Origin of the sequence: Paenibacillus sp. FSL R5-0470 (genome assembly GCF_037975205.1) — a bacterium.
In the GTDB taxonomy this organism is placed as follows: Bacteria; Bacillota; Bacilli; order Paenibacillales; family Paenibacillaceae; genus Paenibacillus_AQ.
Genome location: NZ_CP150238.1, coordinates 6,002,333 through 6,022,111, shown reverse-complemented (window position 1 = coordinate 6,022,111; position 19,779 = coordinate 6,002,333). Strand labels below are relative to the sequence as shown.

General features: G+C 44.8%; 15 protein-coding genes. 12 read left to right on the top strand and 3 right to left on the bottom strand.

All coding sequences use genetic code 11. The features are described 5' to 3' along the window. Window positions 1–10: 10 nt before the first annotated feature. A complete protein-coding gene (locus MKY99_RS26615) occupies window positions 11–352 on the bottom strand; it encodes a hypothetical protein (protein ID WP_042191906.1) in 342 nt (113 codons plus the stop codon). A 322-nt stretch (window positions 353–674) separates the two neighbouring features. Between MKY99_RS26615 and deoC the strand changes: the two genes are divergently transcribed. From deoC to MKY99_RS26585, 6 genes are all read left to right on the top strand, one after another. Continuing rightward, window positions 675–1,352, top strand: coding sequence for a deoxyribose-phosphate aldolase (gene deoC / locus MKY99_RS26610; RefSeq protein WP_339267252.1), 678 nt, complete (start codon window positions 675–677; stop codon window positions 1,350–1,352). Window positions 1,353–1,664: 312 nt separating this feature from the next. Beyond that, complete coding sequence (locus tag MKY99_RS26605) at window positions 1,665–2,957, top strand: homocysteine synthase (RefSeq protein ID WP_042131076.1); 1,293 nt, start codon at window positions 1,665–1,667, stop codon at window positions 2,955–2,957. Between the two features lie 211 nt (window positions 2,958–3,168). Further along, window positions 3,169–4,245, top strand: coding sequence for a hypothetical protein (locus tag MKY99_RS26600; protein WP_339267250.1), 1,077 nt, complete (start codon window positions 3,169–3,171; stop codon window positions 4,243–4,245). Window positions 4,246–4,790: 545 nt separating this feature from the next. Continuing rightward, window positions 4,791–6,755, top strand: coding sequence for a heavy metal translocating P-type ATPase (locus tag MKY99_RS26595; RefSeq protein ID WP_339267249.1), 1,965 nt, complete (start codon window positions 4,791–4,793; stop codon window positions 6,753–6,755). 156 nt (window positions 6,756–6,911) lie between these two features. Further along, a complete protein-coding gene (gene trxB / locus MKY99_RS26590; RefSeq protein WP_042191901.1) occupies window positions 6,912–7,853 on the top strand; it encodes a thioredoxin-disulfide reductase in 942 nt (313 codons plus the stop codon). A 69-nt stretch (window positions 7,854–7,922) separates the two neighbouring features. Further along, a complete protein-coding gene (locus MKY99_RS26585; RefSeq protein ID WP_042191899.1) occupies window positions 7,923–8,156 on the top strand; it encodes a glutaredoxin family protein in 234 nt (77 codons plus the stop codon). 265 nt (window positions 8,157–8,421) lie between these two features. Here the strand turns inward: MKY99_RS26585 and MKY99_RS26580 are convergent, their stop codons facing one another. Together MKY99_RS26580 and MKY99_RS26575 are read right to left on the bottom strand one after the other, a co-directional pair. Continuing rightward, the gene (locus MKY99_RS26580; RefSeq protein ID WP_042191897.1) at window positions 8,422–8,622 is read right to left on the bottom strand and encodes a hypothetical protein; all 201 of its coding nucleotides are present in this window, start codon (window positions 8,620–8,622) and stop codon (window positions 8,422–8,424) included. A gap of 215 nt (window positions 8,623–8,837) precedes the next feature. Continuing rightward, a complete protein-coding gene (locus MKY99_RS26575) occupies window positions 8,838–9,998 on the bottom strand; it encodes an ROK family transcriptional regulator (RefSeq protein WP_339267246.1) in 1,161 nt (386 codons plus the stop codon). 376 nt (window positions 9,999–10,374) lie between these two features. Between MKY99_RS26575 and xylA the strand changes: the two genes are divergently transcribed. From xylA to MKY99_RS26545, 6 genes are all read left to right on the top strand, one after another. Then, entirely contained in the window at window positions 10,375–11,691 is a 1,317-nt protein-coding gene (xylA, locus tag MKY99_RS26570) for a xylose isomerase (protein WP_339267244.1), read from the top strand. Between the two features lie 336 nt (window positions 11,692–12,027). Beyond that, complete coding sequence (gene xylB / locus MKY99_RS26565; protein ID WP_339267242.1) at window positions 12,028–13,524, top strand: xylulokinase; 1,497 nt, start codon at window positions 12,028–12,030, stop codon at window positions 13,522–13,524. A 217-nt stretch (window positions 13,525–13,741) separates the two neighbouring features. Then, window positions 13,742–15,529 (top strand): sensor histidine kinase, encoded by a 1,788-nt coding sequence (locus tag MKY99_RS26560; RefSeq protein WP_076285491.1) that lies wholly within the window; start codon window positions 13,742–13,744, stop codon window positions 15,527–15,529. Further along, window positions 15,526–17,067 carry a response regulator transcription factor gene (locus MKY99_RS26555; RefSeq protein ID WP_076300668.1) on the top strand — a complete coding sequence of 514 codons (1,542 nt, stop codon included), beginning with the start codon at window positions 15,526–15,528 and terminating at the stop codon, window positions 17,065–17,067. Before MKY99_RS26560 ends, MKY99_RS26555 begins: the two co-directional genes overlap by 4 nt. Before the next feature lie 788 nt (window positions 17,068–17,855). Continuing rightward, the gene (locus MKY99_RS26550) at window positions 17,856–18,791 is read left to right on the top strand and encodes an ABC transporter permease subunit (protein ID WP_231573511.1); all 936 of its coding nucleotides are present in this window, start codon (window positions 17,856–17,858) and stop codon (window positions 18,789–18,791) included. 65 nt (window positions 18,792–18,856) lie between these two features. Further along, window positions 18,857–19,762 carry a carbohydrate ABC transporter permease gene (locus MKY99_RS26545; protein ID WP_042131063.1) on the top strand — a complete coding sequence of 302 codons (906 nt, stop codon included), beginning with the start codon at window positions 18,857–18,859 and terminating at the stop codon, window positions 19,760–19,762. Window positions 19,763–19,779 lie beyond the last annotated feature (17 nt).

Here is a 19,779-nt window from a genome sequence, read left to right as displayed (position 1 = left end):
ATGAAACCTCCTATGCTTCAATAATTTCGTAATTTTCTAATTTCGTTGCCCGGGCTACTCGGCTTAGCTGCATTTTTAGGACAGGGCTTTTGGCAATAATGAAGGTTACTTTTTTAAATCCTGATTCTTTATACAGTATGTAGCATTGCTCAAGCATAGGAAGAGTGTCGGGCGAGGATACGTTTAATGTCTTGCAATCTAAAATGATCTCATATTGTGCTGGGTCAAATGTACTTACGATTTGGTTGTACTCCTGAATGAAGCGCCCGGCGTCCTCCGGTGACATAGAACCTTCTACTTGTACATTCAGTTTTTGGGCTGCAGCGTTTGAGGTGAAATTAAAGTTTCCCATTTTAAATCGATCTCCTCCTAAATATGATGAAAGAAAAATTTAAATAAATAGGCTAAAAAACCCATTTATATAGATATTATCGTATTTTTTAATGGGAAAGTTTAGGGGGATTATCCTTTATATTTTAAAAAATACAAGAAGGTATAAAATTAACTTGAAAAGATAATTTAGTAAATAATGACCTTCTCTAAGTGTATTTATATGAGTTAATCGAGGTTAGGGTGGGTCTGATCGTCCAGTCGACTTTGCAAAGCAGAGTTCTATTGGTATGATTACAGAGATGAAAAAAATTCACTATCCAAATCATGGAGGAATGACAAAAATGAGCGAAATTACATTATCGCGGATCATTGATCATACACTGCTTAAAGCTGATGCACGGAAAGAAGATATCGTTAAATTGGCAGAGGAAGCAAAAGCATATAAGTTTGCTTCAGTCTGCGTAAACCCTGCTTGGGTAGCTACTGCCCATGAAGTGTTGAAGGATACGCCTGAGGTTAAAGTCTGCACAGTTATCGGCTTCCCGCTCGGATCCTCGACAACAGAGACCAAAGCATTTGAGACTACCAATGCTATCGCTAATGGTGCAGGTGAAGTGGATATGGTCATCAACATCGGAGCGCTGAAAGATGGTGACAATGAGTTGGTTAAACGTGATATTGCAGCAGTTGTAGACGCAGCTCGCGGCAAAGCACTGACTAAGGTCATTATCGAGACCTGTTTATTAACGGAAGAAGAAAAGGTTCGTGCCTGCAAGCTTTCTGTTGAAGCTGGAGCAGACTTCGTAAAAACATCCACAGGATTCTCTACAGGTGGGGCAACGAAGGAAGATATCGCGCTGATGCGTGCAACGGTTGGACCTAATGTGGGTGTGAAGGCTTCCGGTGGTGTTCGTAGTGCAGAAGATGCACATGTAATGGTACAAGCTGGTGCAAGCCGTATTGGTACCAGCGGCGGTGTAGCGATTGCTAAGGGTGAAACAAGTCAAAGCAATTACTAAAAGAAGATAAGTAAAATGGTAGCGGTGAGATGAGGTGGATAAGCTTTATCCGCCGCTATTCTATTTTTTATTGCGTAGACGTTCTGTGTCAGGTACATATGGTTATACACGTTTCTTCGGCTTAAAAATTTTTATTGAAAGCGTTATCTGATATTCATCGGACATGCTTTCCTTCGAATAAATCAAAATATAATAATTCGCACCGGAATAATGAGATTTTTTTCTTTTCAAATGATGTCGTTTATGAGAGAATGGGTACAATTATTATTTGTTAAAGATTTCTATTCTTATTTATAAAGGGAGGAAATACCTATGTCAGAAGACCGTAAGCTGTCATTTGAAACTTTGACTGTTCATGCAGGCCAGGAAATTGATCCAACTACTTTCGCACGTGCTGTACCGCTTTATCAGACCACGTCTTATGGATTCCGTGATGCTGATCATGCAGCGGATCTGTTTGCGCTTAAAGAATTCGGTAATATTTACACTCGGCTGATGAATCCGACTACAGATGTATTTGAACAGCGTTTGGCAGCACTAGAAGGTGGAGCAGGTGCACTTGCTACAGCTTCCGGGGCAGCGGCTATTTCTTTCTCCATTCTAAATATTGCGGGCGCTGGGGATGAAATTGTATCTGCGGCAAGCCTATACGGTGGAACTTATAATCTTTTTTCTACAACGCTGCCTAAGCTTGGTATTAAGGTGCATTTTGTGGATTCGGATAATCCAGAGAACTTCCGTGCTGCGATTAATGATAAAACCAAAGCTTTGTATGCAGAAACTATTGGTAACCCACAGGGGAATGTACTAGATATTGAAGCCGTTGCAGCAATCGCACACGAACATGGAATTCCTCTTATTGTGGATAATACGTTCCCAAGCCCATATTTACTGCGTCCGATTGAGCATGGAGCTGACATCGTTGTTCATTCGGCAACTAAATTCATCGGCGGGCATGGTACATCTATCGGTGGAATTATTGTAGACGGTGGTAAGTTCGATTGGAAGGCAAGCGGTAAGTTCCCAGGACTTACAGAGCCTGATCCAAGTTATCATGGCGTTGTTTATACGGAAGCTGTTGGACCGATTGCTTATATTATCAAAGCCCGCGTTCAATTACTTCGCGATTTAGGTGCTTCTATTTCACCATTTAACTCTTGGATGCTGTTGCAAGGGCTCGAGACACTTCATTTGCGGATGGAACGTCACAGCCAGAATGCACTAAAGGTTGCGCAATATTTGGAGGCACACGCAGATGTAGAATGGGTAAGTTATTCTGGACTTCCTACTCATCCATCTCATGAATTAGCGCAAAAGTATTTACCTAAAGGTCAAGGCGCGATCCTTACCTTCGGTATTAAAGGTGGAAGTGCTGCGGGACGCAAGCTGATTGAAAATGTGAAGCTGTTCTCGCATTTGGCGAATGTCGGTGACTCCAAGTCATTGATTATCCACCCTGCAAGCACAACACATGCACAGCTGTCGGATGAAGAGCAAACCACAGCAGGAGTAACTCCGGAATTGCTCCGCTTATCGATTGGTACGGAATCTATTGATGATATTATTTATGATCTGGAACAGGCCATTGCCGCCAGTCAACAATAGAACAACGAAGTTCAAGGAAGGCATCTGCTGCTATGCGGCAATGCCTTTTTTTTGTGATTTAATAAGGCTAATTATTCATATGATTTGGCAACGCTTGCATATTTCATGGGAGGTTCCCGTATTTATAAGTGTGGTAATAAGATGTCGGTGGCTTGATGTTTATTTACTAGGCGTACCGGCAGCAATCCAAAGATAAAGGGTGGGTGCGAAGATGAAGGGTGAACGTCAGCAGGATGGTTTTCGGAGTAGTGAAGAGCGCCCGTTCAAGTTCATGTATAAGGCCGGTGATCGGGCTGTTGGGATGGAAATGAGCCAAGCCGGATCCGTTGCCTCCGCTGCCGCAGAATTTATCACCGGAGTAGAGCAGAAGGATGTCTTAGAACCTTTGAACCGTTCTTATTTTAAGCGCCCTGGAGAACAGTCGGCTTTCTTAGTGCTGCGTGAAGGACGAGAAGAACGTGAAGAGCGCCCTACTACAAGAGAAGGAACAAGATCCGTTCAAGCTGGACCTTGTCTGATACGAAGTGAGGAATGGCTGCTTGAACCTGAATTGTTCTGTCTTTATGAGAACTGGTTATCCAGTGAAGATGAGCTGCAGGCTAATCGAATGCTGCAGCGGATTTATTATCGATTGCAGGCAGCGACCACAGCGCTGCTGGAATCGCCGGATGGTGAATGGGCAGCGCTCACCCTGCTGCATCCAGAGGAGCTTGCGGCGCAGCCCACAAAGCTCACCGCGCTTCAGGACGCGCAGCTCGAAGCGCTTTTTACTGCGGTGGCGGAGAGCCAGCGGCAAGGCGGCGATTGCCGCCTTGACCTGCTGGTCGCCTACACCGCAAGCGGAGCCGAATTCGCCGCAAAGCGCGAATTCATCGAGGTCGTGGCCGATCAGACACTCGGCCACGCTTATGCGGCGGCGTGCCGCATCGGGGCGCTGATCGCGCCCGATGTGGAGCCCTCCGCCGCCGCGGAAATCGCGCGCATCGCCGATTTCCTAGTGCTCGACGGCGCGGCGAGCGAGCTCGCGCCGGAAGGGGCCGCCGCAGAGGGCTTCACCCTGTCGGCGGGCGAGATCCTTGCCGCCGTGCGGAGCGTGAAGCCGGCGGCGGTAGTTCTCGCCGCGGGGACTCCGGCGGCGTCGGCTTTGGCCGATCTTTATCAGATCGGCCTCAGCGGGATCTTTTGCAGCGCAGGTCAGCGGACCGAAGCGCTGCTTAGAGCAGCCTGTCTGATCTGGATCGCCAGGCAGCAGGAGACACTGGATACTGCCGCCGGTGGAAGGCAGTAAGACAACAACGAAGCGGCTGTCACATAAGCCGCTTTCTCTTCTAAATAAGACGATACGTTTCATTTAGAATCGATAAAAAGACAAAAGAGCAGTGATTCTGCCGTTATTGGAGAATCACTGCTCTTCGTTATTGAATGATCACTGTAATTTATGGTTGGGAGCTCTTCTTCAACAGAGCTTTTAGATAAAATTCGCCACTAAACGGGCAGCTAACATATATTCTGAAATAAATGGCGGTTAGCTGAATAGATAGGCTTTACTTTTTAATTCCTGGTGGTATGATTAAAATATAAGTTGCACTAAGGAAATATAGTTGTACTATTGCAACAATGATTATCATTCTCACTACCTATAGTTTTCAATCATGCTGTCCCGGCTAAGCCGGGGCAGCATGTGTCATTTTAGGGGTCTTAATAATGGCTCTCATTCTCACTTGGCAGAAGTAAAACTCCACAAAACAAAGCGCATGCTCACGAAGCAAGTTTTGTTGCGAAGTAGAGTCAATGAAGTAAAACTCCACAAAACTTTAAAGGACGGCGATTATTATGCAAGCAACATCAAAACATTTACCCAAGCAGTCATCTATCTCTGGCAGCATGAAGAAGCCAGGCGCTCCAAAGCGCCGGTTCGATCCGCGTGCCATGCTCAGCAATTCTGAAATGCAGGCTGCTCTGGGCAGCGGACTGCTTATGCTTTTTGCTTGGTCAGTTGGTGGATGGTCAGAAATTCTTTCCATAGCGCTCTATGTCATTTCTTATACGATTGGTGGCTGGAACAAGGCAAAGGAAGGCGTAGAAACGCTCGTCAAAGAACGAGATCTCGATGTGAATCTATTAATGATTGCAGCCGCACTAGGCGCAGCTTCCATTGGATACTGGAATGAAGGTGCTATGCTTATTTTCATATTTGCACTCAGTGGAGCATTAGAGAGTTATACGATGGAACGTAGTAAAAAGGATATTTCCTCGCTGATGGCACTCAAACCGGCTACGGCTATGCGCATTGAAAAAGGAAGTATGAATGAGGTTAATATTGACCAGTTGGTGATCGGAGATCTGCTGCTTGTGCGCCCGGGAGATTTAATTCCGGCAGACGGCAAGGTATATCGGGGGGAATCGGCAGTAGATCAGGCTTCCATTACGGGAGAATCGGTTCCTGTAGAGAAATGTGCCGGTAGCGAGGTTTTTGCAGGCACTGTTAATGGAGAAGGCCCCCTTTATATTGAGGTAACGAAAGCAGCTGAGAACACCCTTTTTGCTAAAATCATCAAAATGGTAGAAGAGGCAGAGACGGAAGTTCCTAACTCCCAGCGTTTTATTAAAAGACTAGAAGCCATCTATGCACGGGTTGTCGTAGCCTCGACAGTGGCACTGATTATCCTTCCACCGTTTTTGCTGGACTGGAGCTGGAGCGCAACCTTCTATAAAGCGATGGTCTTTCTAGTAGTAGCATCACCTTGCGCTTTGGTCTCTTCCATTATGCCAGCGATGCTGTCAGCCATCTCCAAAAGTGCGCGAAAAGGGGTTCTGTTTAAAGGCGGGGTCCATCTGGAAAATATGGCACGCACAACGGTTGTGGCATTCGATAAGACAGGGACGCTTACAGAGGGAACTCCTCAGGTAACTGATTTTATTGCAGGTGAAGGCTACAGTCGGCAAGAGTTGCTAACGGTTAGCGCATCCATTGAGCATATGTCCCGTCATCCACTGGCGGAAGCGATTGTGCGTAAAGCAGAAGAGGAAGGTTTAGTGCTACAGGGAGTAGAAGACAGTAAAACCATCACAGGTTGGGGAATTGAAGGTCAAATCGACGGACATCTCTGGAGAATCGGAAAGTCTAATTTGCTCGATGAGCTGACTCCATCTGCTATGAATCCTGAACTAGAGCATTGGAAACTTAAGCGGCAGCAGTTGGCTGAAGAAGGGAAGACCGTCTCCATCATTCTGGACGGTGAGCAAATTGCCGGAATGATTGCTTTACAGGATACGGTTCGCCCACAAGCAGAAGCCGCAGTGCGTAAGCTGCAGGAGCTCGGGATTAAAGTGGCAATGCTTACCGGTGACCGTGACGCTACAGCTCAGGTTATTGCAGGTACTACTGGAGTGGATATGGTATTTGCCGATCTATTACCGGAGGATAAAGTAAAGCATATCAAAGCACTACGTGAAAAGTATGGTCACGTTGTTATGGTAGGTGATGGTGTGAATGATGCACCAGCTTTGGCGACAGCAACCGTAGGCATGGGGATGGGCATGAAAGGAAGCGGCGCAGCACTTGAAATAGCCGATGTAGTGCTTATGAATGATAATATAGAAGAGATCGCTTCAACGATATCATTGGCGCGTCGTTCGCAGCGTATTGTGAAGCAAAATATGATTTTTGCTGTGACTGTGATTGCAGTGCTTATGATCAGCAACTTTGTGCAAGGGATCGCACTTCCTTTTGGCGTGATAGGGCATGAAGGCAGTACGATATTAGTGATTCTAAATGGACTAAGATTATTGAGATAATATTTTTTGAAATTAAATTGTTCACAAAATAGTTTCGGAACTTGGGAGTCTGGCATATTGACATATTTGCTTTCAGTTATCATAATTAACACTACATTATAATTATTTTAAATAAGAAGCGACGTCAATGCCGTTTAGCTCAAGGAGGACATAGATATGTATAAATCAATAATTGTTGGTACTGGACCGGCAGGATTAACCGCCGCTATCTATTTGGCTCGTGCCAATTTGAACCCACTAGTCATCGAAGGACCTCAACCCGGTGGACAATTAACCACAACTACAGAAGTGGAGAATTTCCCTGGATTTCCTGAAGGAATCATGGGCCCTGACTTGATGGATAATATGCGTAAACAAGCTGAACGTTTTGGTGCAGAATTCCGTACGGGCTGGGTGAACAGTGTAGAACTTGGAGAGCGCCCTTTTAAGCTGAATGTTGAAGGAATGGGTGTTCTTACTACAGATACATTGATCATTTCCACAGGCGCTACAGCGAAATACCTCGGTATCCCAGGGGAGCAAGATAACGTAGGACGCGGTGTGAGCACCTGCGCTACCTGTGACGGATTTTTCTTCCGTAATAAAGAGATCGTGGTTGTTGGTGGCGGAGATTCCGCACTTGAGGAAGCGGGTTTCTTGACTCGTTTTGCTTCCAAAGTGACTTTGGTACACCGTCGTGGAGAATTGCGTGCTTCGAAGATCATGCAGGATCGTGTACGCGCTAATGTTAAAGTAGATTGGAACTTGAACCGTACTCCTCTGGAAGTGACTTCGAGCGAAAGAGGCGTCAATGGACTAAAAGTGCTTAACAATGAGACTGGTGAAGAAGAAATCATCGAAGCAAGCGGCGTGTTTGTTGCGATTGGCCACCACCCTAATACCTCTTTCTTAGGTGGACAGATCACAACCAATGCGGATGGCTATATCATGACGAACCCAGGCACTTCCGAAACTAATATCCCAGGTGTGTTCGCATGTGGTGATGTACAGGATACTCGTTACAGACAAGCGATTACTGCAGCAGGTAGTGGATGTATGGCAGCTATGGATGCTGAGAAATATATCGAAAGCTTGGAGCACAGTGCAGTTATTCTATAATTTGGTTTGAAAAACCCTCAATGCTACAATTGATATCATCACTGTATATCTTTTATAGGAGGTCATACCATGGAGAATGTAATTGTATATACCTCAACAAATTGCCCGCATTGCCGTCAGGTGAAGAGCTTTTTAAGCGAAAAAGGCGTATCCTACGAAGAACGCAATGTCGAGCAGAACGATGATTTTGCTCAGCAAGTATGGGACATGGGAGTGAGGGCTATTCCTGTAACTGTAATCGGTGAGCATAAAATTGTTGGCATGAACAAAACTCAGTTCGACAAAGCACTCGCGACTGTTTGAAAATATAAGAATTTATATGCTGCACAACTATAATATTCTTATATTTCTACGAGGAGCCGATGTCGTCTTAATAGGACGATAAAGTCGTTTCTTCTTGTTAAATAAGATTTCCATAAGGAAATTGTAATGGGCCGCTTCCGATTAGGAGGCGGTCTTTTTTGAAATATAAGAAAGTATAAAATACCTGCGAGCTTTAGCATACAAAAAATAGTCTGACGCATCTGTGCGCAGACTATTTTTATGAAAGTAGATCTAGAAGTAGAGTTTAGGTTTGAGTGAAAGATGTAATGAGCTGAAATAGTACGTATACAGCAGCGCCGCTGCCAATAAGAATAAATCCTGATTTCTTTTTAGCTTGAAAAAAACGGAGCACGCCGAGGCTGATCAAAGGGGCAATAATGAGCAGAAAAAGCAACACAGTGATGAACATCTGTGCCGAGATATCAGACGTATCAACATAGGTCATGGACTCGCTCTCCATTTCAAAAAAGGGGTTGTAGTGATAAATGTCACACTAGCTTGACCTTTATTATATAGGATTTCTGTTCTTTTTACTGCACTTTTGATTCACTCAAATGCGTCAATTTTACGTCAATTATTTCAAAATATAAGAATGTATATGTTCCACGCTATAAATTATTCTGATATTTCTCACATAAACGCTTCGCTTACCGTTATGGATTATAGGGTCACCCGAATATCGCCCAGGAAATGCATAACAGCAGAGAAACCTGCGCCGATCATCGTTCCACGGCTGCCGAGCTTAGAGAATGTAATTTCGAGTTGCTGCTTATGGTAAGGGAGAGTACGCTCAGCTACAACCCGGCGCAGCGGTTCGCCTAGCCATTCTTCAGCCTCAGACAATGCCCCACCGATCACAATAAGCTCTGGATTGAAGCTATTGATTAGATTGGTCACCCCGATACCGAGATATTCACCCATCGTTGAGAAGTGATGCAGGGCGTCTTCTTGCCCGCTGGCTGCATAGCGAACCAGCTCTGGCGTAGTATGGGCAGGGAGGGAGAGATCGGGATTATCATAAGTTTTCTCAGAGGCATATAACTCCCAACAGCCACGACTCCCGCAACTGCAAGGCTTGCCTTGGGCTTCAATCGTCATATGTCCGGTTTCGCCGGCATATCCTCTAGCACCCTTGTATAGTTCTCCACCAATAATAATTCCAGATCCGATCCCTGATCCCGCACTGATGTAAAGGAGATGCCTTACCTCTCGTGCCGCTCCAAAGTTGAGTTCACCCTGTGCACCCGCGTTCGCTTCGTTATCAATGGTGACAGGAACGGAAAATTCAGCTTCGAGTATCGCTCGCAGCTCGACCATTTCCCAGCCAAGGTTGGGAGCGAAGAGTACAACACCATTTTCATCCACCATCCCGGGGACACCTACTCCGATGCCGACGATGCCGTAAGGGGATTCTGGAGCGTTGATAATCAAGCCTGAGATAAGTTTTTTCATTTGTTCCAGAACGTAAGGGAAATCATGGTTTTCTAAAGAAAAATCGCTTTCGTAAAGAATGCCCCCGCTCAGATCACATAAGACCGCTGTTAGCTGCTTTACCCGTAATTCTATGCCGATTACACTACCAGCCATCGTGTTAAAATGCAGCATTAACGGTTTGCGGCCACCACTTGATTCCCCAGGTCCGACTTCAGTTACCAATTCTTGCGTGCACAGCTCGGCTACCAAATTGGACACAGTAGCTTTATTCAGTCCGGTCATCTCTGAGACCTTCGCGCGCGAGAGTGGAGAGTGTCTTCGAATGGTATGTAGTACAATCGATTTATTTATTTTTTTGACCAGCGCTTGGTCTCCAGTAACCTTCACAAATCACACATCCTTCTTAAATTATAAGAAAGTATAAGCTTCACGGTATACTTTCTCCTTATAATTCTCGCATAAACGCTTACCGTCCTTAAAAGGACGCTAAAGGCGTTTTAGCTTGGCATAGTTCCCATTTGTTGCATGCCACTTAGTCTAGAGTGATGTGCTGCAAATTGCAATACGTAGCGTCCAGAGGAAATTTTCCAACAGGGATCTCCTATATTTGGGAAGAGGAGAGAGGAGGCTAGACAGGGGCCCAAAAAATGGACAAAAAAAACTTATCAAAACTTTGTTTAACCAATATACAAAGTCCGAAAGATGTGTTAAGATGATCCTGTAAACGCTTGCGGGCGAAGCATAAATTGAGGAGGATTACACAATGGCTTATTTTGAGACAGTGAACAAAATCTCTTACGAGGGAAGCCGTTCCACCAACCCTTTCGCATTTAAATTTTACAATCCTAAAGAAGTCGTAGCCGGCAAAACTATGGAAGAACATCTGAAATTTGCAATGGCTTATTGGCATACATTAACTGCTGGCGGTTCTGATCCGTTTGGCGCTGAAACAGCAATTCGCAGCTGGAACAAATTGAACGGTCTGGACAAAGCTAAGGCTCGCGCTGAAGCAGCATTTGAATTTATGGACAAGATGGATCTGCCTTACTTCTGCTTCCATGATGTAGATATCGCACCTGAAGGCGCATCTTTGCGTGAATTCTACAGCAACATCGACACCATCGTTGATATCCTTGAACAAGGCATGAAGACTTCCGGCAAGAAATTGCTGTGGAATACAGCTAATATGTTCACTAACCCACGTTACATGCACGGTGCAGGTTCTACACCTAACGCTGATGTTTTCGCACATGCAGCAGCACAAGTGAAGAAAGGTCTGGAAGTTGGTAAACGTCTGGGTGCTAGCAACTATGTATTCTGGGGCGGTCGTGAGGGTTACGAAGAATTGCTGAATACAGATATGGGTCTTGAACAAGACAATATTGCTCGTCTGTTCAGCATGGCTGTAGATTACGCTAAGGAAATCGGCTTTGACGGTCAATTCCTGATCGAGCCTAAACCAAAAGAGCCTACGAAACATCAATATGATTTCGATGCAGCAACAACGATCTCTTTCTTACAAAAATACAACCTCGACAAGCACTTCAAGCTGAACATTGAAGCTAACCATGCTACGCTTGCAGGTCATACTTTTGAACATGAGCTTCGTGTAGCTCGTATCAACGGCATGCTCGGATCGCTTGATGCTAACCAAGGTGATACATTGCTCGGATGGGATACAGATGAATTCCCAGTTAACATCTACGATGCAACACTTACACTGTATGAAGTACTCAAGAATGATGGTCTTGGCAAAGGCGGAATCAACTTTGACTCTAAAGTACGTCGTCCTTCCTTTGAGCCTGAGGATCTGTTCCTAGCACATATCGCTGGTATGGATACTTATGCAAAAGGCTTGAAAGTAGCTGCTAAATTGATCGAAGATCGCGTATTCGAAGATTTCGTTGAAAAACGTTACAGCAGCTTCAATGAAGGCGTTGGTGCGGACATCGTATCCGGCAAAGCAACTTTGGCTTCCTTGGCTGAATATGCTTTGAACAATGAGAACCCACGTCCTAACCAATCCGGACGCCAAGAATACTTGAGAGCTACCCTTAACCAATACATCTTGGCTGAGTAGTCTTTACAGGGAGCTTGAAGCTTAGGCTTTGAATCCAGTTTGAACAAATGCAACGGGGGTTGCTGAAGAGAGCATTCTTCGGCAGCCCCCTTTTTGTACAAAGATATTCTAGAAATGCTCATAAATCTAAGTGGATGCTTACGAAGCGAGTTTTATTCGAAGTAGTTCAACGTAGTAAGCGCTCATAAAACTAAGTGGATGCTTACGAAGTAAGTTTTACTCGAAGTAATTCAATGAAGCCTATGCTCATAAAACTAAGCAGTATGCTTACGAAGTAAGTTTTATTGCGAAGAGAATCAAGTAGCTAAGCTCCATAAAACTTTTAGGAGGTCAAAAATGAAATACGTTATAGGTGTAGATTTGGGCACTAGCGCAGTGAAGACTGTTCTAGTGGACCCACAGGGCAAGGTGGCTTTTGAGCATTCCGAGTCCTACCCGCTAAGCAGACCGCAGCCGAACTGGAGCGAACAAAATCCTGAGGACTGGGTAAAAGGCACGCTGGTCAGTCTTCGTCGTCTGATTGAAGTATCGGGCATAGACCCATCACAAGTTGATGGTCTTAGCTTCTCCGGGCAAATGCACGGATTGGTACTAGTGGATAAGGAAGGGCAAGTGCTTCGTCCGGCCATTCTTTGGAATGATACTCGTACTACTGCACAGTGCAGAAGAATTGAGAAGACGCTCGGAGCAAAGCTTATTGAGGTTGCTAGAAACCGTGCGCTGGAAGGCTTCACACTTCCTAAAATTCTATGGGTACAAGAGAATGAACCTGAGGTATTATCACAAGCGCATCAGTTCCTGTTGCCAAAAGACTATGTCCGTCTCCGGTTGACCGGTGATTATGCGATGGATTATTCCGATGCTGCAGGAACGCTTCTATTAGATGTAGGTTCTAAAACGTGGAGTGCTGAAATTGCTGAAGCTTTTGAACTGCCGCTTTCCCTTTGTCCTAGACTGGTAGAGTCCTTTGAACAGACAGGAACGTTATTGCCGGATATTGCGGAAGCATCAGGTCTTTTATCATCAACAAAGGTATTTGCTGGTGGTGCGGATAATGCATGTGGAGCACTTGGAGCAGGTGTCCTTGGTGAAGGTCGGACGATGTGCAGTATTGGTACATCTGGTGTAGTTCTTTCCTATGAGAGCAACAAAGATTTAAATCTCGAAGGCAAAGTCCATTTCTTCAACCATGGTGAAAAAGATGCCTACTATATCATGGGCGTTACTCTAGCGGCTGGTCATAGCCTTACATGGTTCAAAGAAACCTTTGCGGCAGACAAAAGCTTTGATGAATTGCTAAGTGGAGTAGCTTCCATTCCAGCGGGTAGCGGCGGACTGCTCTTTACACCTTATATCGTAGGGGAACGTACACCTCATCCAGATGCGAATATTCGCGGAAGCTTTATTGGTATGGATTCAGGGCATACGTTGACTCACTTTACACGTTCTGTATTAGAAGGCATTACCTTTTCGCTACGTGAATCTATTGAGATTGTACGTGATTCAGGCAAAGAGATTACAGAAATCATTGCGATCGGTGGCGGGGCTAAAAATGAGGCATGGCTCCAGATGCAAGCAGATATTTTCAATGCATCCATCGTGAAGCTTGAAAGTGAGCAGGGTCCGGCTATGGGAGCAGCGATGTTGGCAGCTTACGGTAGCGGCTGGTTCACTTCTCTTAGTGCATGTGCAGAAGCTTTCATCCGTCCTGCGGATGTGTATAAACCAGATCCGAAGCAAGCGGCGATCTATGACGGTTTATTTAACCTCTATCAGGAAGTCTACGATCAGACCCGTGAACTGAATAACAAGCTGGCAGCGTACCGCCAATAATTAAGGACGCCGAAGGGTTTATGCTTGATATGTCTGATAAAAAAGGTCTTTCGCATATGGCGAAGGACCTTTTTATGACCATCTCGTTTATTGATCTAAGGATAGGCTGTATTCGAAGTTGTTGCCGTTCCTATTTTTCTTCTGTAAAGTATGGGGTATCTCCAGGGCAGCGTTAAACTCTGCATGAGATAGTGAAGGTTTCGGGGGGCGGAAGGCCATGTTCCAATGGATTGTTAAGCTGTTGAATGACATCAAAATCCGCAATAAGCTGTTGCTTGCTTTTTTACTTACTACGTTACTTCCGGTATTACTGGTAGGCGGTTATCTTACGTTTGAGATGAGGACCATGGCGTTTCAGAGCGCACTGGAACAAGCTTCAATCAACGTAGATCGGGTAAAGAAAAGAACAGAAGAAGTCATCGGTGTATCTCAAGATATCGCATATCGCTTGAGCAATGATGCACGGTTGAAGAGACTTGCCATACGTCAGTATGTTAGCACTTACGATGTGGTGGAAGCTTACCGCGATTACTCGGATATGCGTGAGTATCTAAGGTTGTATAAAGATATATCCAACATTCGCTTATACACTGACAACGCTACGCTGCTTAACAACTGGGAGCTGATCAATCCATCACCTGAGATTAAAGAGAGCCAGTGGTATCAGAGAGCACAGCGGTACGATAGTCTTGTCGGTTGGGAATATATCGAAGATGAGCGTGATAAGCGGAATTATTTAAGTCTTGTCCGCAAAATCGAGCTGGAGGGCTCCAGTAAGATCGGTGTACTCGTTATTAATGTGAACAGTCAGCAGCTTGCATCCATTCTAAGCCAGGAATCTTTTGATACCATGATCGTCGATGATCAAGACAATATCATTGCAGCGAACCGGAAAGATCGGACAGGTAAAAAGCTGGTGGATGTTTCTTTTGACACGAAGCTCTTGGGTCAGGGAAGTGGAAGCTATGAAGCAGTAGTAGATGGTGAAGCTTCCAAAATTGTGATCGAGGAGCTTAAACCACAAGCCAGCCGAAATGCACTACGAATTATATCTGTTTTTTCGATTGAAAGTATAGTTAAAGAACCCAATCAAGTGATTAAGCTTTCGATTACTGTGGTTGCGATAAGTGTTCTATTGGCCTTTTTAATTATATATAGCTTCTCCTCTTTGTTTTCACGACGATTGCTGCATTTAAGCAGACATATTAACCGAGTCAGTACTGGGGATTTTGATACGACATTAAAGATTGATGGCAAGGATGAAATCGCCCTGTTAGCTCGTCAATTCAATTCCATGGTACGCAGCATTAATGATTTGATGTATGAGGTACAGGAATCCAATGCACAGAATAGTCTGCTGGAACAGAAACAAAATGATATACGATTCAAAATGCTGGCCAGCCAGATTAACCCGCATTTCTTATTCAATGCACTAGAAGCGATTCGGATGGAAGCTCACATGAAGGGGCAAGTGGAAATTGCCCGTGTGGTACGTCTTCTAGGTAAAATGATGCGCAGTAACCTGGAGGTAGGCCGAAGTAAAATTTTGCTTAGTCAGGAATTAGAAGTGGTACGTTGTTACTTGGATATTCAGCAATTCCGTTATGAGGAGAGGTTGAAATATCAATTTACTGTAGACCCTGCCGTTGAATCTCTTTATATGCCCCCGCTTCTTATTCAGCCACTTGTTGAGAACGCAGTAATCCACGGACTGGATAATAAGATGGAAGGTGCATTTGTGACGGTGGAAGTTGTACAAGTTGGGGATCATGCTAAATTTACGATTACAGATAACGGAGTAGGAATATCTCCAATTCAGCTGGAGGAATTACTGAACACGCTTGAGCGTAAGGAAGAGCGTGAAGGTGAGCGAATTGGACTTCGTAATGTACATGACCGGCTAAAACTATCCTACGGCGCAGAATATGGGCTAACGATTGAAAGTAGACCTAATGTAGGAACGGTTATTTTCTTCTGCATACCAATGGAGGACAACAATCTATGATAAAAGTGATGATTGTCGATGATGAGCCGAAGCTACGGGAAGGACTTCGAAGTCTGATCCCATGGGAGAAGCTCGGTTATACGGTGGTAGCTACAGCAGCTAATGGCTTGCAAGCACTTGAAAAGTATCATACCTTCTACCCGGAGCTGATCGTTGCTGATATTCGTATGCCTGGAATGGATGGTCTGGAAATGATTAGTGAGCTTCGTAAAGAAGGCTCAGAAAGTCATGTACTCATTTTGAGTGGACATGCTGATTTTGAATATGCTAAGCGGGCGATTGGATATCGGATCGACGGCTATTTGCTGAAGCCAGTGGATGAGGATGAAATGATCGTATGTCTGGAACAGCTACATGAAACGATCGAGCAGGAGCAGCGGTTCAGTGACTGGAATGAGGAGGAGCCCGCTCGCAATAGGGAAACTTTACTCCGAGCGCTTCTACAGCCAACCTCAGAGGAAGAACTGGAGGAGGACCTTAGCAGACATGTGGATGCGCTAGGACTCGATCAGGGAAATTATGAAGTCATTCTCATTGAGTTAAGAAAAACAGCTGGTGCAAATGATGAGGATCTCCGGGGAATCAAAACAGTAATGGAACAGCATTTTAGTAATCATCCTAATGCATCATTCTTTACATTGTCACAGTATTTGGGCATTCTCATGAAGGATCCGGACCAGAGCGCGAGCAAGCGGGAAGAATTATATAAGGGATTATCTGCAGTGATAGAACCAAAGGGTTACGACTTCATTGCAGTAGCGGGGGGAGTAGTACCTCGACCTGAAATGGTGGGAGAATCGTTTAATTCAGCACGTGAGCTGTTAAGACGTTCCTTCTTCTTCAAGAAGGGGATCATCATCAGTACAGATCCTTCAGGATTTCTGATGGAGATGAAGGAGAAGACTGAAGAGGATCAGGAGACTGAGAGTCGTCTGCTGCTTGCAGTAGAAACCGGAAGTCTGAGCGCGATTCGACCGATAGTGCTAACTATCTGTGCTGAACTTGTATCTGCGGGCAGCGACGAATTGCGAATTAAAGAGACCTTTGTGAGACTCCTTAGTACTGTCCTGGCCCGTCTGGAGCCTACGTATCCGGAAATTCGCACCTATGCAGCAGAGCATTCCCCTCCAATAGGGGAGCTTTATCAAAGTTATTATTTGTCTGATTTGCAGGATCAGGCTGTCTCATTTCTCGAAGAAATTGCGGGTCAGATGACCAGTGGGCGTGGAAATGAAATTAAGAAGATCACAGAAATAATCAACCGTCGCTACAATGAGAACCTAAAGCTGGAGACCTTATCCGAGTTATTCTGCTACAACAGCGCTTATCTCGGTAAAATGTTCAAGAACACCACAGGAGAATACTTCAATACGTACGTGGACAAAGTGCGGATTGAGAAGGCTAAGGAATTTCTGACGCAAGGGATGAAAGTATACGAGGTGGCCGAGAAGGTAGGGTATATGAACCCCGATTATTTCAACGCTAAGTTCCGTAAATATGTAGGAATCTCACCAACTTCTTATCGTAAAAGCATCTAAGGATGGTGTGGTATTCTTGTCTTGTCTGTTATACCCGTGGCTGAGTTCAGGTGGTTTTCTGAACTTCAGTCCACGGGTCTTTTTTTGTTTTCCCTACTCCCACCAATTGTACGTGGTGAAGTATTAATGTAGTTAAATAGACACCTGCTTAAGCTTATGCGGGTGAAGGGTTAATGCAGTTTCTTTTGATTTTCGGTTCAATAAAATCTGCTGGGAAAGGAGTTAAGAGGAATTTTTGAAACTGTAGAAGCATTGAAAGCTTCTAATTTTAAATTGGTGACTGGTAGAAGAACGAAGAGGAATATTTGGAACTGTAGAAGCGGAGCGTTCGCCCGAAAGCTTTTCGTAGAAAAGCTAGCTTCGAAAGCATATGCTATCCTCGGATTTCTACCGCGAGAAGCGGTTCAAATCAGGAAATCTGAGGATAACAGCGATCGGAAGTCCAAATATTCCGCGTAGTGGCTGGTTACCAGAAGCCTAGTTAGAAATTTCGAAGAACCAGCGATCAAAAGTTCGAACATTCCTCGTAGTGACTAATATACAGCAAGCAAAGTGTTTTTAGGAGTCCAATCGAAAGAATAATGCAGACGCCAGCAGCATTAGCCCCCCCTGTGTCGATGAGCCGAAATGAGAATTCACCCCGGACAAAAATCTCTAATTTTCACCTGATTTTAAGTCGAATTTATAGGGTACTGCAATCGCTTACAAAGTTTTAGAATTAAGGCATAGAGAGGAGGGGCTTTATGAAAGCGGACACAGTAACTGCTCAAATCCCGCCGGACACCCGAATGCGCAACAAAAAGCCTGCTTCAGGAGGACGGTTTTGGAGAAGCTTTAAGAATCAAAAGTATTTGTGGCTGATGTCGATACCTTTTGTAATCTGGGCATTCGTCTTCAGTTATCTCCCATTATGGGGCTGGACGATGGCTTTTCAAAAGTACAAGCCCGCACGTGGCTTTTTTGAACAAGAATGGGTAGGTTTTGAACACTTTAAGACATTGTTCAGTGACTCGCAATTCCTTCTGGCGCTGCGTAATACGCTGGCGATGAGTGGAATGGGCTTGGTCGCAGGCTTTATCTTTCCGATAACGTTTGCAATATTGCTCAATGAATTGCGTCTTGGATTTTTTAAACGTTTTGCTCAGACCGTCTCGTATTTGCCTCACTTTGTATCATGGGTGGTTGCAGCGGGAATTGTAACTAAAATGTTATCTAGCGAAAATGGTCTTGTAAACGATCTCTTGTTAACAATTGGATTTATAGATTCACCTATCCAGTTCATGGCTCAGGGCCATCTCTTCTGGGGAATCGTTACTTTATCAGATGTGTGGAAAGAAACCGGATGGAATGCGATCATCTACCTTGCAGCCATCTCGGGTATTGGACCTGAACTGTACGAAGCGGCCCGAGTAGACGGTGCCAGCAGGCTCCGCCAGGTATGGCATATTACCCTTCCAGGTATTCGGCCTACCATTACAGTGCTACTCATTATGTCGATTGGTAATTTGCTGAATATCGGCTTTGAGAAACAATTCTTGCTTGGAAACAACCTCGTTACCGACTATTCTCAAGTGCTGGATCTGTATTCTCTGAAATATGGACTTGGCATGGCGAGATATTCCTACGGTACCGCGATCAATATATTCAACTCAGTGATCAGTGTAATCCTGCTGTTTACGATTAATGGAATCTTCAAACGTACAACTAAAGAGAGCCTTCTGTAACACAGAAGGCCCTTCTAACAATCGTGGCAGCAAAATTGCCCTTTTCTTGAAAGGAGAGCGTTACAGTGGGAAATACAGCTATCACCGGAAAGTCGTGGTCAGACCGGATCTTTGACTTCATTGTATACTTTGTAATACTGTTCGTGGTTGTAATCACGATCTATCCGTTTCTGAACGTGCTTGCGATCTCGCTGAATGATTCAGTGGATAGTGTGCGCGGCGGTATCACCATCTATCCTCGGGAATTTACCTGGGACAATTACTTGAAAATCTTCAGTTTCTCAGGGCTGATCACCGGGTTTAAAATATCCGCTTTGCGGACAGTCGTCGGTACTTTGTTCGGTCTGATCAGTGCCTCGATGCTAGCATTTACGATCAGCCGTCCTGATTTTGCAGGCCGCAAGTTCGTCTCCACATTCTTGGCGATGACCATGTATATCTCTGGAGGAATGATTCCAATATACATGCTAATCAAGGATCTCCATATGATGAACAGCTTTGCAGTCTATGTATTACCTGGACTGGTTAGTGCCTTTAACGTCTTCGTCATCCGCTCCTTCATTGACGGACTGCCGTATGCACTGCAGGAATCGGCGAAGCTGGATGGAGCGAATGATTTTACCATTTACTGGCGTGTCATCCTGCCGCTGATGAAGCCGGCTCTAGCAACAATCGCGTTGTTCCTAGCGGTAGGTCAATGGAATGCATGGTTTGATACGTATTTGTATAATGGTTCAAGCCCTCATCTGACGACATTGCAATATGAACTGATGAAGGTTCTGCAGAGTACAACCAGTGGTAATGGTGGCGATTATCGCTCCAACATTGCTTCTCTAGCTTCGAATCAGGTCTCGCCAGAGTCTATCAAGATGGCGATTACGATTGTCGTAACCGTGCCAATTTTGTTGGTATATCCGTTCATTCAGAAGTACTTTGTTCAAGGTATGACACTTGGCGCAGTGAAGAGCTAATTACAGCTAATAGGGGA